Annotated in this window: 23 protein-coding genes; 6 read left to right on the top strand and 17 right to left on the bottom strand. The window is 61.3% G+C overall.

What is annotated here, in order from left to right:
- Positions 1 to 12: 12 nt before the first annotated feature.
- From IB285_RS05410 to IB285_RS05385, 6 genes are all read right to left on the bottom strand, one after another.
- Positions 13 to 681 carry a complex I 24 kDa subunit family protein gene (locus tag IB285_RS05410; protein WP_190787212.1) on the bottom strand — a complete coding sequence of 223 codons (669 nt, stop codon included), beginning with the start codon at positions 679 to 681 and terminating at the stop codon, positions 13 to 15.
- The gene (locus IB285_RS05405) at positions 674 to 985 is read right to left on the bottom strand and encodes a hypothetical protein (protein ID WP_190787211.1); all 312 of its coding nucleotides are present in this window, start codon (positions 983 to 985) and stop codon (positions 674 to 676) included. The genes IB285_RS05410 and IB285_RS05405 overlap by 8 nt, the downstream gene beginning before the upstream one ends.
- Positions 982 to 2,187, bottom strand: coding sequence for an NADH-quinone oxidoreductase subunit D (locus IB285_RS05400; protein WP_190787210.1), 1,206 nt, complete (start codon positions 2,185 to 2,187; stop codon positions 982 to 984). The genes IB285_RS05405 and IB285_RS05400 overlap by 4 nt, the downstream gene beginning before the upstream one ends.
- 2 nt (positions 2,188 to 2,189) lie before the next feature.
- Positions 2,190 to 2,963 (bottom strand): NADH-quinone oxidoreductase subunit C, encoded by a 774-nt coding sequence (locus tag IB285_RS05395; RefSeq protein ID WP_190787209.1) that lies wholly within the window; start codon positions 2,961 to 2,963, stop codon positions 2,190 to 2,192.
- A 16-nt stretch (positions 2,964 to 2,979) separates the two neighbouring features.
- Positions 2,980 to 3,510, bottom strand: coding sequence for a NuoB/complex I 20 kDa subunit family protein (locus tag IB285_RS05390; RefSeq protein WP_190789004.1), 531 nt, complete (start codon positions 3,508 to 3,510; stop codon positions 2,980 to 2,982).
- A gap of 71 nt (positions 3,511 to 3,581) precedes the next feature.
- Positions 3,582 to 3,956, bottom strand: coding sequence for an NADH-quinone oxidoreductase subunit A (locus IB285_RS05385; protein ID WP_190789005.1), 375 nt, complete (start codon positions 3,954 to 3,956; stop codon positions 3,582 to 3,584).
- A 216-nt stretch (positions 3,957 to 4,172) separates the two neighbouring features.
- On the opposite strand from IB285_RS05385, the gene IB285_RS05380 reads away from it, so the two are divergent.
- Complete coding sequence (locus tag IB285_RS05380; RefSeq protein ID WP_190787208.1) at positions 4,173 to 4,946, top strand: glutathione S-transferase family protein; 774 nt, start codon at positions 4,173 to 4,175, stop codon at positions 4,944 to 4,946.
- 16 nt (positions 4,947 to 4,962) lie between these two features.
- On the opposite strand, the gene IB285_RS05375 is transcribed toward IB285_RS05380, so the two are convergent.
- Positions 4,963 to 6,393, bottom strand: coding sequence for a coniferyl aldehyde dehydrogenase (locus tag IB285_RS05375; protein ID WP_190787207.1), 1,431 nt, complete (start codon positions 6,391 to 6,393; stop codon positions 4,963 to 4,965).
- A 170-nt stretch (positions 6,394 to 6,563) separates the two neighbouring features.
- On the opposite strand from IB285_RS05375, the gene IB285_RS05370 reads away from it, so the two are divergent.
- Positions 6,564 to 7,760, top strand: coding sequence for a thiolase family protein (locus IB285_RS05370; RefSeq protein ID WP_190787206.1), 1,197 nt, complete (start codon positions 6,564 to 6,566; stop codon positions 7,758 to 7,760).
- Positions 7,761 to 7,784: 24 nt separating this feature from the next.
- Here the strand turns inward: IB285_RS05370 and IB285_RS05365 are convergent, their stop codons facing one another.
- A complete protein-coding gene (locus IB285_RS05365; protein ID WP_190787205.1) occupies positions 7,785 to 8,270 on the bottom strand; it encodes an SH3 domain-containing protein in 486 nt (161 codons plus the stop codon).
- Positions 8,271 to 8,398: 128 nt separating this feature from the next.
- Here IB285_RS05365 and IB285_RS05360 point away from each other — a divergent pair, with 128 nt between their 5' ends.
- Positions 8,399 to 9,415, top strand: a complete 1,017-nt coding sequence (locus tag IB285_RS05360; RefSeq protein WP_190787204.1) for a 2-hydroxyacid dehydrogenase — start codon at positions 8,399 to 8,401, stop codon at positions 9,413 to 9,415.
- Between the two features lie 27 nt (positions 9,416 to 9,442).
- Here IB285_RS05360 and IB285_RS05355 read toward each other — a convergent pair whose 3' ends face one another.
- From IB285_RS05355 to IB285_RS05325, 7 genes are all read right to left on the bottom strand, one after another.
- Positions 9,443 to 10,234 (bottom strand): enoyl-ACP reductase FabI, encoded by a 792-nt coding sequence (locus IB285_RS05355; RefSeq protein ID WP_190789003.1) that lies wholly within the window; start codon positions 10,232 to 10,234, stop codon positions 9,443 to 9,445.
- 35 nt (positions 10,235 to 10,269) lie between these two features.
- The gene (locus tag IB285_RS05350; RefSeq protein WP_190787203.1) at positions 10,270 to 11,499 is read right to left on the bottom strand and encodes a beta-ketoacyl synthase N-terminal-like domain-containing protein; all 1,230 of its coding nucleotides are present in this window, start codon (positions 11,497 to 11,499) and stop codon (positions 10,270 to 10,272) included.
- Positions 11,500 to 11,525: 26 nt separating this feature from the next.
- Positions 11,526 to 12,035, bottom strand: coding sequence for a bifunctional 3-hydroxydecanoyl-ACP dehydratase/trans-2-decenoyl-ACP isomerase (gene fabA, locus IB285_RS05345; RefSeq protein ID WP_190787202.1), 510 nt, complete (start codon positions 12,033 to 12,035; stop codon positions 11,526 to 11,528).
- 119 nt (positions 12,036 to 12,154) lie between these two features.
- Positions 12,155 to 12,874 carry a class I SAM-dependent methyltransferase gene (locus IB285_RS05340; RefSeq protein WP_190787201.1) on the bottom strand — a complete coding sequence of 240 codons (720 nt, stop codon included), beginning with the start codon at positions 12,872 to 12,874 and terminating at the stop codon, positions 12,155 to 12,157.
- Complete coding sequence (gene prfB, locus IB285_RS05335; protein WP_190787200.1) at positions 12,871 to 13,998, bottom strand: peptide chain release factor 2; 1,128 nt, start codon at positions 13,996 to 13,998, stop codon at positions 12,871 to 12,873. The genes IB285_RS05340 and prfB overlap by 4 nt, the downstream gene beginning before the upstream one ends.
- A 77-nt stretch (positions 13,999 to 14,075) precedes the next feature.
- On the bottom strand, positions 14,076 to 16,598 hold the full coding sequence (locus tag IB285_RS05330) for a penicillin-binding protein 1A (protein WP_190787199.1): 2,523 nt from the start codon (positions 16,596 to 16,598) through the stop codon (positions 14,076 to 14,078).
- 86 nt (positions 16,599 to 16,684) lie between these two features.
- On the bottom strand, positions 16,685 to 17,578 hold the full coding sequence (locus IB285_RS05325) for an N-acetylmuramoyl-L-alanine amidase family protein (RefSeq protein WP_190787198.1): 894 nt from the start codon (positions 17,576 to 17,578) through the stop codon (positions 16,685 to 16,687).
- A gap of 452 nt (positions 17,579 to 18,030) precedes the next feature.
- Between IB285_RS05325 and IB285_RS05320 the strand changes: the two genes are divergently transcribed.
- A complete protein-coding gene (locus IB285_RS05320) occupies positions 18,031 to 20,727 on the top strand; it encodes an Rne/Rng family ribonuclease (RefSeq protein ID WP_190787197.1) in 2,697 nt (898 codons plus the stop codon).
- A gap of 42 nt (positions 20,728 to 20,769) precedes the next feature.
- Here IB285_RS05320 and IB285_RS05315 read toward each other — a convergent pair whose 3' ends face one another.
- Together IB285_RS05315 and IB285_RS05310 are read right to left on the bottom strand one after the other, a co-directional pair.
- The gene (locus IB285_RS05315) at positions 20,770 to 21,405 is read right to left on the bottom strand and encodes a class I SAM-dependent methyltransferase (protein ID WP_190787196.1); all 636 of its coding nucleotides are present in this window, start codon (positions 21,403 to 21,405) and stop codon (positions 20,770 to 20,772) included.
- An 83-nt stretch (positions 21,406 to 21,488) separates the two neighbouring features.
- Positions 21,489 to 22,253 carry a nucleotidyltransferase family protein gene (locus tag IB285_RS05310; protein ID WP_190787195.1) on the bottom strand — a complete coding sequence of 255 codons (765 nt, stop codon included), beginning with the start codon at positions 22,251 to 22,253 and terminating at the stop codon, positions 21,489 to 21,491.
- A 148-nt stretch (positions 22,254 to 22,401) separates the two neighbouring features.
- On the opposite strand from IB285_RS05310, the gene IB285_RS05305 reads away from it, so the two are divergent.
- On the top strand, positions 22,402 to 23,589 hold the full coding sequence (locus IB285_RS05305; RefSeq protein ID WP_190787194.1) for a hypothetical protein: 1,188 nt from the start codon (positions 22,402 to 22,404) through the stop codon (positions 23,587 to 23,589).
- 2 nt (positions 23,590 to 23,591) lie between these two features.
- Complete coding sequence (locus IB285_RS05300; RefSeq protein ID WP_328705851.1) at positions 23,592 to 24,701, top strand: glycosyltransferase family 4 protein; 1,110 nt, start codon at positions 23,592 to 23,594, stop codon at positions 24,699 to 24,701.
- The last annotated feature ends 12 nt before the right edge of the window (positions 24,702 to 24,713 follow it).

Raw genomic sequence — 24,713 nt, 5'->3', positions numbered from 1 at the left:
TCCAGACGGCCATCACCACTCACCCCGGTAATCGTGGTTGGCATCGACCATTTCCTTGAGCGTGCTCGGCCCGCCGGATGGTTCGGACGTGTGGCGACCGGGCTCCTGCGTCCCTGCCTTGGGCTGCTCGCCCTTGACCAGCGCGTCGAGCACCGCGTCGAGCCGCTCGACCGTCAGATCTTCGTAATTGTCGTCATTGATCTGGACCATCGGCGCGGTCGCGCAATTGCCCATGCATTCGACTTCGGTGAGGGTCCAGAAGCCGTCTTCGGAAACCTCGCCCTTCTTCATGCCACGCGCCTTGCACGCGCTGATGATGTCGTCCGAGCCACGCAGCATGCACGGCGTCGTGCCGCAGACCTGCACATGATATTTTCCGACCGGCTTCATGTTGTACATGAAATAGAAGGTCGCGACTTCGAGCACGCGGATGACCGGCACACCGATGTATTTCGCGACGTATTCGATCACCGGCAGCGGCAGCCAACCCTGCGTATCAGTCTCTTCGCCAACCTGCCGCTGGGCAAGATCGAGCAACGGCATCACCGCCGATTTCTGACGCCCTTCCGGGTACTTGGCGATGTGATAATCCGCCTTCGCCTTGTTCGCCTTGGTCCATTCGAAGGACCCCCAGCGCTCGCGCAGTTCAGGCGTATCGGGAGCGGGTGTCCGGTCAGCCATTGCTCACGTCTTTCTCCGCATCGTAGGCAGATTTCATCTTCATAATGCGCGGCCGCACAAAACCCCACCATCCAGCATTGTAGATGATACCGAGCGTTGCGACCTGATCCTTTGTCAGAAAAGGAATCTCAGGGAGCGTGATCCAGCGCGCCCAAACAGCGATGCTGAACCACAGCCACGCGAGACCGAGTATCGAGAACGCCTTAGAGTGGCGCTCGACATACGCCATGATCGGCGCAAAAGCACCTTGCTCCACCGCCGTCGGCTTATCGAGAAAATCCTTGATCGGATCGTTTCTTGTCACCGGTCACACTCCCCGAACACGACGTCGATCGCGCCTAGAATGGCGGTCGCGTCGGGCAGCATGTGGCCTTTGCTCATCATGTCCATCGCCTGCAGGTGCGAGAACGCCGTAGGGCGGATCTTGCAGCGGTACGGCTTGTTGGTGCCGTCGCTGACGAGGTACACGCCGAATTCGCCCTTGGGGCTCTCGGTCGCGACATAGACTTCGCCCTCGGGCACATGGAAGCCTTCGGTGTAGAGCTTGAAGTGGTGGATCAGGCTCTCCATCGATTGCTTCATCTCGCCGCGCTTGGGCGGTGAGACCTTGCCATCGGTGCTGGCGACCGGGCCATCCGGCATATCGCGCAGGCACTGACGAATGATCTTGGCGCTCTCGCGCACTTCCTTCACGCGGACCATGAAGCGATCGTAGCAGTCGCTGTTCGTGCCGACCGGAATATCGAATTCCATGCGGTCATAGACATCATAAGGTTGCGATTTGCGCAGGTCCCACGGAATGCCCGCCGCGCGGATCATCGGGCCGGAAAAGCCCCATGCGACCGCATCGTCGCGGCTCACCACGGCAATATCTACGTTGCGCTGCTTGAAAATGCGGTTGTCCATAACGAGGCTCATCGCGTCGTCGAACAGCTGGAAGAACCGGTTGTCGAGCCAGTCGCCGATATCGACGAGCAGCTTTTCAGGCACATCCTGATGCACGCCGCCCGGACGGAACCAGGCCGAATGCATGCGCGCACCGCTTGCCCGCTCGAAGAAGTTCATGCAATCTTCGCGCAGGTCCATGATCCACAGGTTCGGCGTGAACGCGCCCACATCGAGCACATGCGCGCCCATGTTGAGCATGTGATTGCAGATGCGCGTCAGCTCGGCGAACAGGACGCGGAGGTACTGCGCGCGCTCCGGCACTTCAAGGTTCAGCAGCTTCTCGATCGCGAGCACATAGGAGTGCTCCTGACACAGCGGCGAACAGTAATCGAGCCGGTCGAAATACGGGAGAGCCTGCAGATAGGTCTTCTGCTCGATCAGTTTTTCGGTGCCGCGGTGGAGCAGGCCGACATGCGGGTCGATCCGTTCGATCACTTCACCGTCGAGCTCCATGACCATGCGCAGAACACCGTGGGCCGCGGGGTGCTGAGGCCCGAAATTGATCGTGTAATTGGTGATGACGTTGCCGTCGGTGGTGGGGGATTCCTCGATCTGCATGATTAGCTATCGCCCCCCTTCTCTTCCTGTTCGATCTCGACCTCGACCATGTCTGGAGGGACGGCTTCGGTGCCTTTCTCGGCAAGTTCCTCGGCGTCTTCGCCAGCGCCGGTATCGGCGGGCGTTTCGGTGACCTTGGGCTTGTCGACGTCGGGCGCGCCGTCTGCCTTCTCGTCGCCGGGCAGCACGTAATCCGAGCCCTCCCAGGGAGAGAGGAAATCGAAGGTGCGCATGTCCTGTGGCAACTCGACCGGCTCGTACACCACGCGCTTTTCCTCCTCGGAATAACGCAGCTCGGTATAGCCCGTCATCGGGAAGTCCTTGCGGAAAGGATGTCCTTCGAACCCGTAATCTGTGAGGATGCGGCGCAGATCCCTGTTACCGGCAAAAGTCACGCCGTACATGTCGAACACTTCGCGCTCGAGCCAGCCCGCATTGGGCCAAAGGGTTGTGACGGTCGGGACCGGCGCCGCCTCATCGGTCGACACCTTGACCATGATGCGGTGGTTCTTCGTCAGCGAAAGCAGCATGTAGACGACTTCGAAGCGCTCGGGCCGGTCGGGATAATCCGCGCCTGCGATTTCCATCAGCTGCTGGTATTTGTGATCGTCGCGCAGCGTGCGCAGCACATCCTCGATCGCGTCGCGCTGAACGGTGAAGATGATCTCACCATGCTTTTCCTGCGCGTCGATAACCCACACGCTGATGCTCTCGCTAAGCGCGTCGATCACGCCATCGTTAGAGGCGAATTTGGGTGCGGAGTGTTGGACGGCCATGGTTTAACGCGAGCCCTTAACGTTCGATCGTTCCTGCACGGCGAATCTTACGCTGCAATTGCATCACGCCGTAAAGCAGCGCTTCGGCGGTTGGCGGGCAGCCGGGAACATAAATGTCGACCGGCACGATCCGGTCGCAACCGCGCACAACACTGTACGAGTAATGGTAATAGCCGCCGCCATTGGCGCAGCTGCCCATCGAAATCACGTATTTCGGATCCGACATCTGATCGTAGACCTTGCGCAGCGCAGGCGCCATCTTGTTGCAGAGCGTGCCCGCGACGATCATCAGGTCCGACTGGCGGGGCGACGCGCGCGGGGCCGCGCCAAACCGCTCCATGTCGAAACGCGGCATGTTGGCGTGGATCATCTCGACCGCGCAGCATGCGAGGCCGAAGGTCATCCACCACAGCGAACCGGTGCGCGCCCACTGGAAAACATCCTCGGTCGATGTGACCAGAAAGCCCTTGTCGTTCACTTCGGTCTGAAGCGCGTTGAAATAATCCGCATCGGGCTGCTTAACTTCGCCGCCTTTGGCGGTCGGCATGGTCGCAGCCGCTTCCGACGCGCTGATCGGCACGGTCGGAGGCGTGATAATGGTGGAGTTCTGCGAGTTGCTCATTCCCAGTCCAGAGCCCCTTTCTTCCATTCATATGCGAGGCCGACGGCGAGAATAAACAGGAACGTCATCATCCCGATCCAGCCAACCCACTGCGTTTCGCCAAGGCTCACGGCCCAGGGGAACAGAAACGCCGCTTCGAGATCGAAGATGATAAAGCTGATCGCCACGAGATAGAAGCGCACATCGAACTGGCTGCGCGCGTCTTCGAACGCTGGAAATCCGCACTCATATTCGCTGAGCTTGTCGGCGTCCGGGTTGTGCGCGCCGGTCAGGCGGGAAACGCCCATCGGCAGGAACACGAACAGGCATGACAGCCCCAATGCGATGATGATGAAGATCAGTATCGGGAGATACTGGCTGAGGTCTATCACAGCGATTTCCAAGCTAATTAATCCCTAGCGCCCGCGTCTAGGCGTGTCGTTTGCCCCGCGCAAGGGTGCGAATCGGGCATTTCGTGCATCATCTCTTGACCATACTGAAATCGTCAGTGCGAGTGTAACGGTCCGGCGCGATAAGGCGAATATAGGCCGACGCGCACCGCTGGCCTAATGCAGCCCGATACCCATCCAAACCGAGGAATTGTCCGAATGAAGCCGATCAAGCTCTATGGTTATTGCACCAGCCCGTATGTCCGCAAGGTCGGCGCATTCCTGATGTACAAGGGCCTTGATTTCGAGTTTGTCGGCATCAGCCCGTTCGAGGCGGCGAGCCAGCTTTCCAAATTCGGTGGAACGCAGGTGCCGGTGCTTGAGATCGGCGACGACTGGAAACGGGATTCGACGCCGATCGGGCACTGGCTCGACGAGCTCTATCCCGAAAAGCTGTTGGTGCCAGCTGATGATCCGGAGCGTGAAACCATATTGGAGATGGACCGCTGGGTGAGCGATCGTTTCATGCCGTCGATTTTCCGTGCAGCCATCGACGCACCTGACAATCTTGCCTTCAGGTACCGCGCATGGCGCCTGGCCGCACTGGTCTCGAGCGGATCACCGCTTCCCGAGCAGGTCCGCAACGATTGGCCAAAGGTACTCAAAGGCGCCGAGTTCATTCAGGCAATGAGGCCGCAAATGAATATGGAGGTCGATGCCGACACCAACCGTATGCAGCTCGCCGGAGAGATCGTGACGCGCCTCGGCGAAGGCCCCTTCTTCGGCGGGCTCGACAGGCCGTCAATCGTCGACCTGTCGCTATTCCCGCAGATGGTCTTCGGCGTGATGGGCGGGCTGGAAGAGGAAATCAGCGCAGCCGCCCTTCCCCCGCTCAAGACGTGGATGCAGCGGATGGCAGGCGAATTGCCCGCCAATCCAGTGCTGATCCCCGACAGCTACGTGGTGAAGCCGCTGGCAGAAGCCCTCGCCTGACCACTGCAACCTCAGCTCATTTCATCATGCCCGCAGCGGCTTTTTCGGTCGCCTTGCCATAGGGCGGCTTGAACCCGCCAAGCTTAGCCACGTCGATCTTCGGCTGGTGATAGACCGCGCGGGCGTGGCTGAATTCCTTGAACCCCTCGATCGCGTGATAGCTGCCGATCCCCGACGGGCCGATCCCGCCGAACGGCAGGTCTTCCATCGAGACATGGAAAATCACGTCGTTGGTGGTGACGCCGCCCGAGATGGTGCGGGTCAGCACCCGCTCCTGCTCCGCCTTGTCTTCGCCGAAATAATACAGGCCGAGCGGGCGATCATGCTCGTTTACGTAATCCACCGCCTGATCGACCGCCTTGTAAGTCTTTACCGGAAGGACAGGTCCGAAAATCTCCTCCTGCATCACCTTCATCTCGTCACTGACGTTCTTGATGATGTTGAGCGGCATTTTGCGCTGGTTCGCGTTCGAGAAGTCCTCGTTGCCCGGGTTGACTTCGATCACTTCGGCGCCCTTGTCGCGTGCATCTTCGACGAGGCCCTGTAGCCTCTCGAAATGCCGATCGGAGACGATCGAGGCGTAGTCGTCGTTCTCGAGCAGCGTGGGGTACATGTTGGCGACGCCGTTCGAGACGCCTGCAACGGCTTCGTCCTGCTTGTCCTCGGGCACATACATATAATCGGGAGAGAGGCATATCTGCCCGGCGTTCATCATCTTGCCCAGCGCAATGCGCTCGCCCGCTTTCTCGAAATCGGCGCTCCGCCCCATGATGACCGGCGATTTGCCGCCCAGCTCCAGAGTGACCGGCACAAGGTTTTCCGCAGCCGACTGCATCACCCGGCGCCCCGTCTCCGTCGAACCGGTGAAGACGAGATGGTCGAACGGCAGCGATGAGAACGCCGCCGCCACTTCAGGCCCGCCGTTGAAAACCGCCACTTCGTCCGGTGTGAAATACTCCTCGACCAGTTCCGCCATGAGCAGGCTGGTGCGCTCTGTAAATTCGCTTGGCTTGATCATCGCGCGGTTGCCCGCCGCGAGCACCTGCATGAGCGGCGAGAACGCGAGGTTCACCGGGAAATTCCACGGGCTGAGGATGCCAATCACGCCCTTCGGCTCATAGCGCACTTCGGCTTTCGCGCCGAGCAGGCCCAGCGGAAACTGGACCGGGCGTCTTTCCGATTTCGCCCACTTGTCCATGTTCTTGAGCGCATGCTTGCCCGCGCCCACGGTGCCCGCGATATCGGTAAGCATGCTCTGTTCCATCGCGCGATTGCCGAAATCGGCGCTCATCGCCTTGCACAGATTCTCCGCGTGATCTTTCAGCAAGGCCATCGCCCGCTTGATCCGGTCCTTGCGCATGGCCATCGTTTCCGGGCGCGATGCGGTGAAGGCATCGCGCTGGCGTTTCAGGATTGCTTCAAGCTCTTGGCGGCGATCGTCGGCCATCTTTTTCTCTCCCAAAGGGCATTCGTTTCAATTTGCGACCCACCCTTGCGCAATCGCGGCGCGCTGACAAGCGTTAGACCAATTGCCGAGCCTCAATCGATTGCATGTGCCGCAGCGCAGCATTACATCGCCAAGGCAACACCTCCTCCCCGAACCGAAGGACTCAAGTGATGACCCAGTTTTCCGCCGCCGATCCGATCGTGATCCTCTCCTATGCCCGCACACCGATGGGCGGAATGCAGGGCGCGCTATCCGATGTGTCCGCGACCGATCTCGGCGCGACTGCGGTCAAGGCGGCGGTTGAGCGTTCGGGCATTGCGGGCGAGGATTTCGACCGCGCCTATATGGGCTGCGTTCTTCCCGCCGGGCTCGGTCAGGCTCCGGCGCGGCAGGCCGCGATCAAGGGCGGCCTGCCTAAATCGGTGCAGGCGACCACGGTCAACAAGGTTTGCGGCAGCGGCATGCAGACCGTGATTATGGGCGCCGAAGCGCTTGCCAGCGGAACGATCGACATGGTGGTTGCCGGCGGCATGGAGAGCATGACGAACGCCCCATACCTTCTCAAGAAGCACCGCTCCGGGGCGCGGCTGGGCCATGACACCACTTATGATCACATGTTTCTCGATGGCCTCGAAGATGCATACGAGGAAGGCCGCGCCATGGGCACTTTCGCGCAGGATACGGCCGACGAGTATCAGCTGACGCGCGAGAGCATGGATGAATACTCAATCGAATCGCTCCGCCGGGCCAACGCCGCAATCGAAAGCGGTGCTTTCGCCGACGAGGTTGTCCCGGTGAGCTATTCGACGCGCAAGGGCGACGTCACCGTCGAAACCGACGAACAGCCCGGTCGCGGCCGCCCGGACAAAATTCCGACTTTGCGCGCCGCTTTTGCGAAGGACGGCACGATCACCGCAGCCACCTCCAGTTCGATCTCCGACGGAGCGGCCGCCGTGGTTCTCACCCGGGAAAGCGTCGCAAAGGAAAAGGGCGCGAAGCCGGTGGCTAAGATCGTCGCGATGGCCGCCCACGCCCGCGAGCCGAAGGACTTCACAGTTGCTCCCGTCGGCGCGATCGAGAAAGTCCTCGATAAGGCGGGGTGGAGCGTCGATAACGTCGAGCTATGGGAAGTGAACGAAGCATTTGCCTGCGTTTCCATGTTCGCAATGCGCGACATCGGCATCCCGCATGAAAAGATCAATGTGAATGGTGGCGCGACCGCACTCGGCCACCCCATCGGCGCATCCGGCACGCGCATCATCGTGACCCTGCTCAACGCGCTCAAGCAGCAGGGCAAGACGAAGGGAGTAGCGAGCCTGTGCATCGGCGGCGGTGAAGCCACCGCGGTTGCGGTAGAACTGGTCTGATATTGGGGCAGTGCGGGCGCGGCCTTAAGGCTCGCCCGCGCCCCACAGGCGGTCCTGCACGACCCAACCGGTGCGCCCGGAAACGTCTATTTCACACCAGTTCTCCCGGCACCGCAGCAGCTTTCCGACGACGCCCGGCTCCGCGCGCCATTGCAAGGCGGAGGCCGCATCGGGTGCTTCGCGAAGATCGACCAGCCCGTTACCGATGACCAGAAAGCCTCGCTCGGGCGTCAGCTGGCTTCGCGCGATCCAGCCCTGTTCGCCCTCGGGATCCTCGACCAGGCGCCAGCTTTCGCGAACACGCACTACTTTCACCGGCAATCCCCGCCGCTTGTACACCCAATCGATCGGGTATTCCTGACTGGGGCCGACGCGCATGCGCACCTCGTCGTACCGCAAGGACGCCCAATACGGCACTTCGCGCTGCTGCGCGCTCGCCGAACAAACCGGAATCAGGACCGATAGGACGGTGGTCAGGCTCAGCAGCGTAATCAGGCGAAAGACAATCATTGCATTGTGATAGCGCTCGAACCTCTCAGCCTTCAACTGGGTAAAAGCGCAGAGCCGCTTTAAGTTTGTGGGCGGCATCCTGCTCGCACGTCTTGACCGCCCGCCCCCTCTCGCCTTAGCCCGCGTGCATGGCCGCAAATCACACTCCGCTGCAATTTCTCTCGGGCAAACCCAAAGTCGTTGTGACCCGCCATTTAATGCCAAGCGTCGAGGCGCGGATGAGCGAGCTTTACGAGGCCACGCTCAACACCAACGACACCCCGATGACGCGCGAGCAACTCATCGCTGCCATGCAGGACTGCGACGTTCTGGTGCCAACAGTGACCGACACCATCGATGCAGAGATGATCGAGGCGGCTGGGGACCGGCTAAAGCTGATCGCGAGTTTCGGTGCGGGGACCGAGCATATCGATCTCGCCGCCGCGGCAAAGCGCAAGATCATGGTCACGAACACGCCCGGCGTCTTCACGGACGATACGGCGGACATCGCCATGGCCGGGATTATCGGCGTACCGCGGCGCATTCGTGAAGGAACGGCCCTGGTGCGCCGCGGTGAGTGGACCGGGTGGGCACCTTCAGGTTTGCTCGGACGAAAGCTGGGCGGCAAGGTTCTCGGCATCGTAGGTATGGGGCGCATCGGGCAAGCGGTCGCGCACCGTGCCCGCGCCTTCGGCCTCGAAGTTGCCTATTACAACCGCAAATGCCTGCCGGAATCGCTGGAGCGAATGCTCGGCGTGCGGTATATCAAGGATCTCGATGCGCTTGTCGGCCTCAGCGATATTTTGTCGCTGCATTGCCCGCTGACCGACGAAACGCGCGGCCTGATGGATGCGCGGCGGATCGCGCTGATGAAAGATGGCGCGAGTATCATCAACACCGCGCGGGGCGAATTGATCCACCAGGAAGCGCTTATTGCCGCGCTACAAAGCGGGAAGCTCGCAGGCGCGGGCCTCGATGTCTATCCTGACGAACCGAATGTTGACAAGCGTTTGCTCGAGCACCCCAATGTCATGACCCTCCCCCATATCGGCAGCGCGACCGCCGAAGGGCGCGAGGCGTCCGGCGAAAAAGTGATCGCGAATATCCGCTTCTGGGCAGACGGACACCGACCGCCCGATCAGGTGCTGACGGCGCTGGTCGGCTAGCCCGCTCTGCTGACGGCAGGCTTGCGGTCAGAGATTGTCATGCTGGGGCATGCCCAGGACGTGGAAACCGCCATCCACGCGGATGATTTCGCCGGTCGTGCAAGCGCCCGCATCCGAACACAGATAGACTGCGGTGCCGCCGACCGCTTCAAGCGTGGCATTGGCCCTTAGAGGCGCATTCGCCTCGGTATGCTTCCAAGTCCGGCGCGCGCCGCCGATGGCGGAGCCTGCCAGCGTTTTCATCGGGCCAGGACTGATGGCGTTTACCCGGATGCCCTCTGGTCCCAGATCGTCAGCAAGGTATCGCACCGCCGCTTCAAGTGCGGCCTTGGCCACGCCCATCACGTTGTAATTCGGGGTCACGCGATTGGAGCCCATATAGCTCAGGGTGATCAACGTGCCGCCATTTTCGACCATCATCGGATGCGCGCGCCGCGCCACTTCGATGAAGCTGTAGGCGGAGATATCCATCGAGTTTTTGAAGTTCGCCCGCGAGGTATTCAGGATGCGGCCCGTCAGCTCCGACTTGTCGGAAAAGGCAATGGCGTGGATCAGAAAATCCAGCCTGCCCCAGCGCTTTTGCAACGCGTCGAAGGCAGCATCCAAGGAGGCGTCGTCGGTGACGTCCACATCCAGCATGAAGTCCGAACCGACGCTTTCGGCGAGTGGTGCCAAACGCTTTCCGAACGCTTCGCCCTGATAGGTGAATGTCAGTTCCGCTCCCGCGTCAGCGCACGCCTTGGCAATGCCCCAGGCGATCGAACGATCGTTGGCGACTCCCATCACCAGTCCGCGTTTTCCGGCAAGCACGCCCATGATCTCTTCCCTCACCCATTGGCCGCTAGGCCATCAAATTATCCGTGAAATTTCGACAAGCACATCGACCCGTTGGTCCCGCCGAACCCGAACGAGTTGGTCATGACGGTATCGAGCCCGGCATTCTCGACGAGTTCGGTGGCGATCTCTTCCGGTTTTAGAGCCGGGTCGAGCGTTTCCACATTGATCGACGGAATGATGAAATCGTGTCCCAGCGCCAGCAGGCAATAGACCGCCTCCTGCGCCCCGGTTGCGCCTTGGCTGTGACCGGTCATCGACTTGGTCGAGCTGACCGGCGGAGTTGATCCGTCCCCAAATACGCGGCGCACCGCCTCGATCTCGCCGACATCACCCACCGGCGTGGAAGTGCCGTGCGCGTTGATATAGCTAACCGCGCGGTCTTCGCCGAGTGACTTGAGCGCACCGCGCATCGCCCTTTCGGCGCCCTCGCCCGAAGGAGCGACCATGTCGGCGCCATCGGACGTAGCGCTAAAACCGGTAACCTCCGCATAGATTTTCGCACCGCGTGCCTGCGCATGCTCGAGGCTTTCAAGCACCACGATCGCGCCGCCGCCGCTGATCACGAACCCGTCGCGGTCGGCATCGAAAGCGCGGCTGGCACGCGCTGGCGTATCGTTATACTTGCTCGACATCGCCCCCATGGCATCGAACAGGCAGGACAGCGTCCAGTCCAGTTCCTCGCCGCCGCCGCCGAACATCACGTCCTGCAATCCCAGCGCGATCTGCTGCGCAGCCATGCCGATGCAGTGAAGCGAGGTGGAACAGGCCGACGTGATCGAGAAGTTCATCCCCTTGATCTGATAGGCCGTTGCGAGGTTCGCGCTGACGGTTGAGGACATGGTCTTTGGCACGGCAAAGGGGCCAATCCGCTTCGTCGCGCCGGTCTTAAGAACGGTCTGGTGCGCTGCGAGCATGGCCGAGGTCGAGGGACCGCCAGAGCCCGCGATCACACCGGTCATCGGATTGACGACGTCCTTTTCCTCAAGCCCCGCGTCGGCGATTGCCTGCCCCATCGCGATATGCGCGTAGGCCGCCCCCGACCCCATGAAGCGCAAGGTTCGCTTGTCGACGTGCTCGGAAACGTCGAGATCGACAGCGCCCGCAATCTGCGAGCGAAAGCCGTGCTCGGCCATGTCTTCGTTGAACGTGATGCCCGATTTGCCTGCCTTCAGCGAAGCCAGCACTTCCTCGGCATTGTTACCAATCGAGGAGACGATCCCCAGTCCGGTTATGACGACGCGACGCATGTTCCCCTTTTCCGCCTCTGAACCTCTCAGGCTTCAGATAGAGCGACTTTCATGTCTTTAACTTGATAAATGACTTCACCGTCCGCCTCGACCCGGCCATCGGCCACGCCCATGGTCAATCGGCGTGTCTGCACGGCCTTGGTGAAATCCACATAATATGTCAGCATCTTGCGGTCCGGACGCACCATGCCGGTCAGCTTGACCTCACCAACACCCAGCGCATAGCCGCGCCCCTGCCAGCCCCGCCAGCCAAGGTTGAAACCGGTGAGCTGCCACAGCCCGTCAAGGCCGAGGCAACCGGGCATAATCGGGTTGCCGGGGAAGTGGCAATCGAAAAACCACAGGTCTGGTTTGATGTCGAATTCGGCAACGACATGGCCTTTGCCATGCTCCCCGCCATCGCCGGAAATTTCGGTGATCCGGTCCATCATCAGCATCGGGGGTTCGGGCAATTGGGCATTGCCGGCTCCGAACAATTCACCGCGCGCGCACTTCAAAAGATCGTCGCGGTCAAAGCTGGTTGGGAAATCAGTCATCCCGGGCGATGCTCCTCACCTGTTGCCCCTCATTCGGGGGCTGCGCCTAGCACCCTGCTTTGGGAGTGGAAAGGGCGCTTGGGCCTTGGAGAGACAATTCGCTGCGGAAAGACTCGGCGTCAACCGTTGCTGCATGCCTTGATCGCGGAAGGCTCCGAACGCTTCTCTCCCCGTTCGAACCTGGCAAAATAGCCGCGAATGTCGGGCCTCTCGATAAATTCGACCAAACGATATCCCACGGCAGAAAATTCGCAGAAGAGCAGCTTCGGCGGAATGCCATGCCGGTCGGTCGGGCGGTCGACATCCACCACGATGATCTGACCTTCGGCCGCAAGGGCAGGCCACATCCGCCACAGAAACGCATAGGGCTCGGTCACCTCGTGATACATGTGCACCAGGAAGATGCGGTCGAAACTGTCCACGGGCAGCTGCGGATCGTCTGCCTCGCCGAGCTTGATCGAGATATTTTCGAGCCGCTCCCGCTCAACCCGCCGGCCCAGGCGCTGCAGCGCCTCGCGGCTGATGTCCTGCGCCAGCACCCGGCCATCTTCGCCGACCCGCTCGGCGAGCCGCACAGTGTAATATCCCTCGCCTGCACCGATATCGGCGACGGTCGTGCCCTCTTCGATATTGGCGAGGTCCATGACGACCTGCGCTTCATTGCGCTCGTCGCGGGCATCCTCGTTCGAAAACTGGTTGGAGACAACCTCGGCAACGGGTCTGTCGGGCAGCGGAAATTCGAGCGCGCTCTCGGGGCGGTCGGGCGTCGCAGCCATCGGCTCGCAGCCGATCAGCAGCGGCGAAAAGGCCGTCAGGACCAGCGCCGCGGCTCGCATCATTCGACGTCCTCGATATCGACGGTCTCCCCGGTCACGCGCTGCGCCAGCGCGGCGGAGATGAACTCATCGATTTCCCCGTCGAGCACCTTGTCGGGAGAGCTCGATGTCACCCCGGTGCGGAGGTCCTTGACCATCTGGTACGGCTGCAGGACGTAAGAGCGGATTTGGTGACCCCAGCCAATGTCACTCTTTTCCTGATACTCGCCCGAAGCGGCTGCTTCGCGTTCAGCCATCTCGCGTTCGAACAGACGCGCCTTGAGCATGTTCATAGCTGTCGCGCGGTTCTTGTGCTGGCTGCGGTCGTTCTGGCTCGCGACCACGATCCCGGTGGGCTGGTGAGTGATGCGCACCGCGGAATCGGTGGTGTTGACGTGCTGACCGCCAGCGCCAGATGCACGGTAGGTGTCGATCTTGAGGTCGGATGGGTCGATTTCGATCTCGATATCGTCGTCGATCACCGGATAGACCCAGACACTGGAAAAGCTGGTGTGGCGTTTCGCCGCGCTGTCATACGGGCTGATGCGGACAAGCCGGTGTACGCCGCTTTCGGTTTTGGAATAGCCATAAGCGCCCTCGCCCTTGATGAGCAAAGTCGCCGACTTGATCCCGGCCTGATCGCCGGCTTGATACTCCACAGTCTCGATCTTGAACCCGCGCCGTTCGGCCCAGCGGCCATACATGCGGAACAGCATTTCGGCCCAGTCCTGGCTTTCCGTCCCGCCCGCGCCCGCGTGAATTTCAAGGTAGGTGTCGTTGGCATCCGCCTCGCCGGAAAGGAGCGCCTGCACCTTGTCCGCGTCGGCGCGGTTCGCCAGTTTTTCGAGGCTTTTGAGGCCATCATTGACGATGCCTTCCTCGCCCTCGGCCTCACCCATCTCGATGAACTCGACTGCGTCGGCCATTTCTGCCGAGATTTCCCGGACAGTCGTTACCGCGGTTTCGAGGTTCTTCTGTTCGCGGCTGATCGCCTGCGCTTCCTTAGGGTTATCCCACAGGGTCGGATCCTGGACGCGCGCATCCAGCTCATCGAGACGGCGCAGCGCGCGCTCCCAATCGAGCGATTGACGCACCAGATCGAGAGCAGCCTCGATCCGGTCGATATTGGCTTGGGCCTCGGCCCGCATACACTTGTCCTTTGAATGTTGTCTTGCCGCTTCGCTTAACGTGAGAGCCGCGATTGTAAAGCGCAGCTGGCCGCGCGCTAATAGATGCCGCCGCGTTCTTCGACGAAGTCGCTAGGTTGTCCATCGTTCGACTCGAATGCCCGGTTTCGCCCTTCCTCGCGTCCGGCGCGGATCAGTTCGAGGATTTCGTTCCGCTTTGCCGCGATCTGATCCTGACGGGTCGAGCGGGATGGTTCGGTATCCGGCTTGAACGCCTCCCAGATCACAGCCGCGCGCGGATCGTCCGAAGGCCAGCCATCGTACACGCGCTTGCCGGTGCGCCGATCGATGCGGACCATGCGCACGCCGGACGGCGCAATGGCGGGCTCATCGCTCCAGCGCTCGCGTGTTTTCTGGACGAATTGCTTGAAGATGGGCGCAGCCGTGTTGCCGCCCTGGACCCACCCGCCAAGATTGCGCGGAGTATCGTGGCCGAGGTAAACGCCGGCCACGAATTCGGGCGATCCGCCCACAAACCATGCATTGGTCGGTCCGGTGGTCGTCCCGGTCTTGCCGAACAGCGGAAGCTCGAGATCGCGCAACCGGGTCGCGGTGCCACGCGTCACCACGCCTTCGAGCATGTGGACGACCTGGAATGCCGTTCGCGGGTCGAGTGCTTCCTCGCCCATCTGCCCGGGACGCGGCATGGGCCCGCCATCCCATTCCGGCATGTTGCAACCCTGGCACTGCCGCTTGTCGGCCCGCCAGATGACCTTGCCGCGCCGGTCCTGTACGTAATCGATCACGGTTGGCTCATGCAGGCGGCCATGATTGGCGAGCGCGGCATAGGCATTGACCATGCGCTGTACGGTGCTGCTGCCCGATCCCAGAGCCGACGCGTAAAACGGCTCGTGATCGCCGATATCGACCGCCTTGAAGGTTTTTACGACGTTATCGATCCCCGCTTCGGAAGCGATGTGGACTGTCATCAGGTTGCGGCTTTGCTCAAGGCCGAAACGCATCGGATAGACCCCTCCCCCGCGGCTGCCGCCGAAATTGGAGAAGCACTTGTTTCCGAGCCGCGCGCCCTGCCAGACGCAGAATTCCTGATCGGGCACCTCGGTTGCGGGCGTCATCCCGTTTTCCAGTCCCGCGGCGTAGACGAAGGGCTTGATGGTCGAGCCGGGCTGACGCTCAGCCTGCGTGGCGCGGTTGAAGTCGGTCAGACGGTGATCGAAACCGCCCTGCATCGCGAGCACTCGGCCGGTCTGGACGGACTGGGCGAGGAAGCCCCCCGAAACCTCCGGTATGGTGGCGACGCGGTAGCCGTTTCCGCTTGGGCGCACGGCGATGACATCGCCCGCCTTGAGCGCGTTCGGCAAGCCGGAAAGCGGGCTTTCATCGCCATTGGAGAATCCGATGGTTGCGCTCGATCCACTGCGCTGGGTCACGACACCGACGCGCCAGTCTTCGTAGCGGATGGCGAGATAGGAGCTGGCGAGCTGGCTCGCCCAATTGCCTTCGCTGACATCGATCGTTGCGATGGGACCGGTCCAGCCCCGATTCCCGTGATAGCGCATCAACCCGGCGCGCAGGGCCTCGCGCGCGGCTTCCTGCAGTTCAGGATCGAGCGAGGTTCGGACCCACAATCCGCCGGCATACACACTGTTATTGCCATCTTCGGCGGTTTCGCCGAATTCGTCGATCAGCTTGCGGCGAACCTCTTCGAGGAAATAGCCTGCATCGACCGAGCGCTGGCTCCGCTGCCGCACCAGGCCCAGCGGCATGGCTGCGGCCTCTTGGCGCTCTGCTTCGGTGATGTAGCCGTTCTCTTCCATCTGCGAGAGGACGAAATCGCGCCGGGCGAGCGCCGCTTCTTCCTGACCGGCGCGGCCATACCGCTCGGGCGCCTTGGGCAGGATGGCGAGGAATGCCATTTCGTGCAGCTCGAGATCGCCGACATCCTTGTCAAAATAGGCGCGCGCTGCGGCCTGCACGCCAAAACTGCGCCGACCGAGTGGAATTTCGTTGAGATAGAGCTCGAGGATTTCCTGCTTCGAAAGCACCCCTTCGATGCGGGTCGCAAGGATCATTTCCTTGAGCTTACGCGTGACCGAGTATTCATCGCCGAGCAGCAGGATCTTCGCCAATTGCTGCGTGATGGTGGAGCCGCCGACCGCACGGTCGCCCGAACCGTATTTCGTCACGTAATCCATCACCGCGTTGGCGGTGCCGGTCATGTCCACGCCGCCGTGACTATAGAAGGTCTTGTCCTCTGCCGAGAGATAGGCGGCGATCAACTGATCGGGAAAATCGGGGTATTGCAGCTGCACGCGCCGCTCGCGCGCGTAGGAATGCACGATCTCGCCATCGATCCCGCGAACGACCGTAGGCAGCGGCGTCTCGTAATCGACAAGGCTTTCGGCGTCGGGCAGGTCGCTGGCGAGCCATACGAACAGCACGACCCATGCAAGCATCCCCAGACCGGCAAGCACGGCAGCAGCCTTGAAAAGCAGGCTTCCGCGCCATTTCTCCGCAAACCACGCGGCCGCGCCGCCAAGGTCGCGATTCACACGATAGCGAAAGTATTTCAACAGGTTAGCTGTATCTGCGTCAGTCATTTCGCGCGGCGATTAGCACGGGTCGCAGCACAGATGCCAGCGACTTCGAAAAGGGTTTGCCATTAATCACAGCTTTCCTGAACGGCTCATTGCCCTGCGCCTTCTGAGGCTCTCGGTTCCGTCCTGCGGGCGAAATACACGCGGATCGCCTGTGCCAGCACTTCAGCGTATTGCCGCTGACCTTCGTCGGTCGAAAGCCGAGCCCGATCGGTATCATTGCTCACGAACCCGCTTTCGAACAGCACAGACGGCACATCGGGGGCCTGAAGCACGATGAGCGCCGCAGATCGGCGCGCCGACGGGTGGAACGCGATCTCCCCTTCCCCCTCGCGGGCAATCAGCGACGCGAATTCCGCCGCCTCTTCCTGGGTCCGGGCCTGCGACAATTCGACCAAGATCGCGCTCACTTCCTCGCTCTGTCCCTCGATGGTTATGCCGTTCACACGGTCCGCGTCATTCTCCCGTGAGGCAAAGCGTGCCGCAGCTTCGCTCGATGCTTCGCTTGAAAGCGTGTAGATGCTCGCGCCCGACACATCGCTGTAAGTGCCCGCCGAATCCGCGTGGATGGAAATGAACAGATCAGCGCCAAGCTCGCGCGCGATTTCCGGGCGGTATTCCAGCGGGACGAGATCGTCGCCGTCGCGGGTCATCGCAACCCGGATCCCGCCCGCATCAAGGAGAATATCGCGCACGATAGAAGCGATCGAGAGCACCACGTCCTTTTCGCGCAAATTGTCGCCGACAGCGCCGTAATCCCTGCCGCCGTGCCCGGCATCGATCACCACCAATGGACGCGAAGGATCGCTTGGCCCCTCCACTTCGGGTAGCTGGAAATCGGGCACATCCTGGTTAACAAGAAAGCTCAGCACGTAGTCGCGCCCCCATTGGGGAACCGGGATTTTCAGACCAAGAACGAATGCTCCGCCCAGCAAAAGCGCAGGTACGGCGACAATCAGCAAAAGGAGCGTGCGAATGCTCATTGCGTTAAGTGCTTAGGATGTTGCTCCGTATCAGCGCAATAGAGTTGCGAGACGAAACCCACGGTGCTAGCAACAAGGCATTGAAACATCGGTTGCCGCTTGGGAAACATACCAAAGGTGCCGGTTTTTCTCCCGCACGGTTCCAACCGGTCATCCACCCACCGGAACCGCTCAACAGGTTGATGCAGTGACGAGACGGTTCTCCCCGCAAATGATGTCGCAGCGCGCTTTCGGCGCCGGCGATCATACGGGCCGTAGGGCGGACAATTTCCGCACGTCTTTCACAGCAGACACGAATATCGCAGGCTCCTCGGCTTTCCGGCGAGATGCGAATGCAACAATCGGCGCGCTGAAACAGCGCGTCATCTCATCACGTAATTTGCGTCCCTCTTATCGACCAATGGCCGCGCGAGCGCCCGTTGTCCTGCGAGCGGACGTATGGAGAATATTTAATGGCAACGCGCATGCTAATCGATGCGCGCCACTCGGAAGAAACCCGGGTGGCGGTCCTCAAAGGCAACCGGATTGAGGAGTTCGATTTCGAATCTGCCGAACACAAGCAGATCAAAGGCAACATCTACCTCGCCAAGGTTACAAGGGTAGAACCATCACTACAGGCTGCTTTCGTCGATTTCGGCGGAAACCGTCACGGGTTCCTCGCATTCAGCGAAATTCACCCGGATTATTACCAGATCCCGCAATCGGATCGCGAAGCGCTGCTCGCCGAAGAGGCAGCGGCAGCTGAAGAAGAAGCGCGCCTGCGCGAAGAGGAAGAAGCCGAGGGCATCGCGCCTGGCGAAGAGTACGACGCAGAGGACGAGAGCGCAGAAGCGCTCGCGGAAGACTTGGCGGAAGACGGTCTGGAAGAGATCGACACCAGCGAGAAAGAGAAAGTCGCCACCATCGAAGACGGCGCATCGGATGACACCGATGACGATGATGATGAGGACGACGAAGACGACGAGTCCGAAGAGGACGGCGACGACGACAAGAGCGAAGACAAGCCCCGCCGCGGTCGTGGCCGCGGGCGTGGACGCCGCCGCCAGGGTAAAGGCGGCAAGGGCGGCAAAGGCTCCGGCGGTCGCAGCCGCGCGAAGGAAGTCGACGAAGTGCGCGCCAAGCGCATGGCGCTGCGCCGCCGCTACAAGATTCAGGACGTCATCAACCGCCGTCAGGTCCTGCTCGTCCAGGTCGTCAAGGAAGAGCGCGGGAACAAGGGCGCTGCGCTGACCACCTATCTCAGTCTCGCGGGCCGTTATACCGTCCTCATGCCGAACAGCTCGCATGGCGGCGGCATCAGCAGGAAGATCAACTCGACCAGCGATCGCAAGCGTCTGAAGCAGGTCGTCTCTGACCTCGCCCTCCCCAAGACGATGGGCCTGATCGTCCGCACCGCTGGCCTCAGCCGCACCAAGACCGAGATCAAGCGCGATTTCGATTACCTTGCGCGGCTGTGGGATGAAATCCGGCAAAAAACGCTGTCATCGACCGCGCCGAGCCTGGTTCATTCAGACAGCGACCTGATCAAGCGCGCGATCCGCGACATCTACAATCGCGAGATCGAGGAAGTCATCGTTGAGGGCGAGGACGGCTATAAATCGGCCAAATCGTTCATGAAGATGCTGATGCCCAGCCATGCGCGCCGGGTGAAGGCCTATTCCGATCCGGTTCCGCTGTTCCAGCGTTATGGCGCAGAGGATCAGCTGCGGGCGATGTACGATCCGATGGTTCAGCTGAAATCGGGCGGCTATCTGATCATCAATCCGACCGAGGCGCTCGTCTCGATCGATATCAACTCGGGCCGCTCGACCAAAGAGCACGGCATCGAGCAGACCGCGCTCCACACCAACCTCGAAGCGGCGCGGGAAATCGCGCGTCAGCTGCGCCTACGCGACATGGCCGGCCTCGTCGTCATCGACTTCATCGATATGGAATACAATTCCAACGTCCGCAAAGTCGAAAAGGCAATGAAGGAAGCGCTGAAGTCCGACCGCGCGCGCATTCAGGTGGGACGCATTTCGGGCTTTGGCCTTATGGAGATGAGCCGCCAGCGCCTGCGCACCGGCGTGCTCGAAGCGACTACGCGCGAGTGCCCGCATTGCGATGGCACCGGCCTCGTCCGCACCGCTTCATCCGCTGGTCTTTCGGCGCTGCGCCTGATCGAGGATGAGGCGGCCAAGGGCAAAGGCACCATCATCAAGCTCGCCGCGAGCACCGAAGCAGCGATTTACATGCTCAATGAAAAGCGCGCCGAACTCGTGGAGATTGAAGAGCGCTACGGCGTCACGATCGAAGTCATTCCCGAAGGCGAGGACGAAGGTGCAAAGATGACCGTGTCGAGCGCGGGCCCGCGTCCGACCGAAGCGCCGAAATTCGAGCCAATCATCGACGATGACGAAGATGACGACGACATCCCCGAGGATGAAAGCTCCGAAGAGGACGACGATCAGCCGAAGAAGAAGCGCCGCCGCCGCCGCAGGGGTGGCCGCGGTCGTGGTAAGAAACGCGACGACGAAGGTGCGGATAGCTCCGACGACAACAAGTCCGACGATTCGCAGGACGACAATTCGTCAGGCGGGGAAGAAGCATCCGACAATGACGGCGAGGAAAAGCCGAAACGGCGCCGCCGGCGCGGAGGCCGTGGCCGCCGCAAACCAAGCGACGACACGGTAACCGAAGAAGATGCGAAGAACCTCGAAGAGGTCTCCGAGCACGTCAAGGAAGACATGACCGTCGTCGCCGGGCCTGACGATGCGCCGGAAACCGCCGCGGCAATGGCCGATGAAGGCGAAGAAGCGCCTGCTGAAAAGCCGAAGCGCAAGCGGGCTCCGCGCAAGAAAAAGGCCGAAGAAACCGAAGCGAAAGCTACCGAAGACACATCTTCGGATGGCGAGGCCGCGGCCGAGGAGAAGCCGAAGCGCAAGCGGGCTCCGCGCAAGAAGAAGGTCGGGGAATCCGCAGCGGCTGACGGCGGAGAAGCCGCAGAAGCATCCGCCGAGGAAAAGCCCAAACGGAAATCGCGGGCCAAGCCAAAGGCTGAAGAGAGCGCCGAGGCTGAAACTGCGACGGCTCCTGCCGAAGAAGCGGCCGAGGAAAGCTCTACAGGCACGAAAAAGCGCGGCTGGTGGCAGCGCACATTCGGCGAGTAATCGGCTGATTTGATTGGATTTGGCGCGTAAGGCGGGCGGTGACTACACCCCCGGCTTGCGCGCCACGCCCCATTCATTCCATCCGGCGAATTTGGGCGCTTTGGGAAGGTAACCCTGGCCCAGCGGTTCGACGTCGAACCCCGCCCCGCGGAAGGCGGACCCGATTGGCCGGGTGAGATGGCAGCCGCCCGCAATACGTTTCCAGACTGGCTCGATCCGGTCCTGCCACTTTGCAATGCCTGCATCGGGCGCTCGCCCGTGCTCAAGGAACAGCGCCCTGCCGCCCGGCCTCAAGATGCGCCGCATTTCCGATAGCACGCGCGCGGGATCCTCGACCGAGCACAGCGTGAAGGTGCACACGACATTGTCGAATGAGCCATCGGGGAACGGGATGCTTTCGCCCACCCCCTCGCGTATATCGGCGGGCCACCCTTTCGCTTGCGCGGCTGCGCGGGTCTGATCGAGCAACCCACCATGCGGGTCAATCCCCGCATAGCTCGACACGGCGCTTACATCGTAGAATTGCTGATTGATGCCGCCCCCGCAGCCAAGCTCAAACACGTCGCCTTTCGCCAGCGGCACAAGCTGCGAGCGGCGCTTCATCACCTGACCCTGGCTGCACGCACAGGTCACGAGGCGCGGCATGATGTGCGCGTCGTACCACTCGGCCAATCCCATAAGCCGCGTCCTCCCCTACCCGATCGGCATAGAAGCTGTCCTACATCACGGCCGGACGCAAGTGTTCTGATGAAAAGCGAGCGTTATGCGGCGAGGGATTCGCGCTGTTCCAGCACGCTGCGCATATCCGCCAAGTCGAGCCGGGTGTCCGCATCGACCGCGGCGAGCCCGCTTGGCGCAGGAACGACGCCGACCTTGGCATCGACCTGATCGCCCAGGCGCCCGATGGCCGTGCCGACCGAAAGACGCCCAACCAGCATCGACAGGAGCGTGCCCGGACCGAGGCGCGCGGCTATTTTCCACGGCTTCTTGCGGTCCTTCTCAACCATGCTCCACAGCTCGATGGCCGCAGCGGCTTGCGGGGTTTTCAGGTAGAACAGGTTGCAACCCGACCAATTCCCGTCGGAAAAACGCAGATAGGTTCGCTTGCTGTGCGGCAGTTCGGCTTTGATCAGATCGCAGCTGGCCATCATGATGCCCATGTCCAATCCGTCGCGGGTCTGGTGCATCAGCAAGTCGACCCAATCGCCTTGCAGCAGTCCATGGTCGGACGTGGTCACGATCAACGGAGCGCCGAATTGCCGGACAGTTGACAGCACGGTCGCGCTCGGCCCCTGCTCGGCGGAAACGGGCGTCGCGCCCAGTTCGGTCGCAGCGCGCGCTACCTCGGGATCGTTGCTCGCGACGAGGATTTCCTCGACGCTGCTCTCCTTCAAGGCGGAGATGACCCGCGCGAGCATCGTCTTGCCCGCAAGGTCGATCAACGCCTTGTGCGGAACATTTTCGCTCTCAGCCAGGGAATCGACACCCGGTCTCGAGCCAGCAAGGACCAACGCTCTTAGAGTCACAAGTTTTACCTTCCAATATTAACAGCATGGGCCGACGAACCCGGCCTGGGCCGAGTTCAGTGACCTGGGTGATCGTTCGCGCATACGGGCCCACCCGCCCATCCATTCGCCGGTACTCTTGAAGTTGGCACCGGCGATGGCGCTGTCTATGGACCATCCCGCAATGCAGCGTGCGCTCTTCCTTTTCAACCATGATGCACCCCATCAGGTCGCACATCTGGCAAGGATCGCCGCAAAACTGGCGAAAAACGACGCCGGGATCGCAGTGATCGTCGCATACGCCACCCCCTCGCTGCGCAATCACGTCGAGAACGCCATCGGCACCGAAACCGCAAAAACCGTGACGTGGGTCGAATTGAAGCTACGCGGTGTCATCGGCACATTGGCGAACATAGGCGACAGGCTTTTCCCGGCTAGCCGGCTGCTGCGCCTGCGCCGCTATGCCGATCTGTTCGAAAGCTGCGATGTCATTGTGAGCAGCGAGCGAACCTTTTTACGCATCAAGCGTCATATCGATCCCGCCAAAAGCCCGCTCTTTGTAAAAATACCCCACGGCGCGGGAGACCGGGCGGTGACCTTTCACAGGGACAACACCCGCTTTGACCTGCTGCTGGTTTCGGGCGGCAAGTTCCGGGATGAGTTTATCTCCGCTGGCGTCGCCCCTGAGAAAATCGCCGTCGTCGGTTACCCCAAGTTCGAGGGAATCGACTTGTCGCGCAGGCAAGAGTTTTTCGACAACGGCAACCCGACATTCCTCTACAACCCGCATTTCGATCCGCATCTTTCGAGCTGGTACGATGCTGGACCCGATCTCCTGCGCTGGTTTGCGAGCGAAGAAGGCCAAACCTTCAACTGCATATTCGCCCCTCACGTCATGCTCTTCAAAAAGAAATGGCACTTCTCGCCGGAGCATCGCCGATTGCGAGCCGCTCCGCCCGTCCCGCCGGAAGTGCGCGGTGCGGCGAATGTCCTGATCGACACCAGCGGCCCGCGCCTCTTCGACATGAGCTACACCCTCTCCGCCGACGCCTATATTGGCGATGCATCCAGCCAGATTTACGAGTTTCTGGTTCGGCCACGACCAGCATTTTTTCTCGATATCGCCGATGCTGTCCGCACCGAGCGAGCACAACCGCCAGCGTTCCAGCAAACCGGACCGGTAGCCCGGTCGCTCGCCGAATTGACTGCCAAGCTAACCGCTTTCGAAAGCATCGGCGCGCAATATCGCAGCGCTCAGCAGGAACTCGTCGACCGGACATTCGACCTGAGCGAGGTGCCGTCCTCTCAGCGAGCGGCGAATGCGATTATCGATCTGCTGAAGCGCGAGGGCGCATAAGAGTGCCTGACCTCAAGATCGCTTATGTCATCAACTCGATGGAAGGCGGCGGCGCGCAAACGCCCTTGCCGCGCATTGTCGAGGCACTGAATGCCGCGGGGGCCGAGACGACGGTGCTCGCTTTGTCACGGCGAAATGGAGAAGCCCTCCCACCGCTCCATGCAGCGGGGTTGCAACCTGTCGTGCGCGATGGGAGTGACACGGACCACGTTGCAGCCTTGCGATGGATCGACAAGCAGGTGGACGCGCTTGGCGCGGATGCGCTTTTCACATCGCTCACACGGGCAACATTGCTTGGCCAAATCGTCGCGAACCGCCGGAATCTTCCGATTGCCAGCTGGCAGCACAATGCTTTCCTCAAGCCCTGGAACGAGCGCTTGCTCCGCTGGCGGGCGTCGAAATCCGATCTGTGGGTTTCCGATAGCAACGAGGTCGCGAAGCTGACGCGGGAACGGCTTGGCGTGCCATCGGAGCAGAGCCTGACATGGCCGATCTTCGCAACCAATCCTGATGCCAAGACCGCGAGGCCGTGGCGCGAGGGCGAAACTCTCCAGGTTGGCAGCCTCGGGCGGCTCCATCCTGCCAAGGGATACGATATCCTGATCGAGGCGCTGCTGATGCTCCAGCGCGAGGGCTGGCAGCCGCCCGTGCCCATCAAGATCACAATCGCAGGCACCGGCGGCGATGAAGCGGACCTGCGCTCCGCCGCGAGCGAAGTACGCATCGCCGAGATCACCTTCGCCGGTTTCGTCAGCGTGCCCGGCAAATTCCTGTCCGGCTTGCATCTTTACCTGCAACCCTCGCGCCGCGAAGGGTTCTGCATTGCAGCGCATGAAGCCATGCAGGCAGGTCTTCCGGTTATAGTGGCAGACACCGGGGAGATGGCGATCACGGTCGGGTCCGATTTCGGGCGCGTAGTCCGCTCGGGCAATGCCGATGATCTTGCCCGCGCGCTTTGCGAAATGCTCAGCGATCCTGATGCATTGGCAGACGCTGGCGCGATGGCGAGGGATACCGTCCTGAAAAAGTTTTCCGGCGCGGCATTCGATGCCAACGCGCAAAAAGTGGTCGATCACCTGAAGGCCGTTCGGCGGATCAAGTCTGGCTCTTAAGTCAGGCTTGTA

It is taken from the genome of Erythrobacter rubeus (assembly GCF_014705715.1).
GTDB classification, from domain to species: Bacteria; Pseudomonadota; Alphaproteobacteria; order Sphingomonadales; family Sphingomonadaceae; genus Erythrobacter; species Erythrobacter rubeus.
This window is presented reverse-complemented; position numbering and strand designations above follow the sequence as displayed.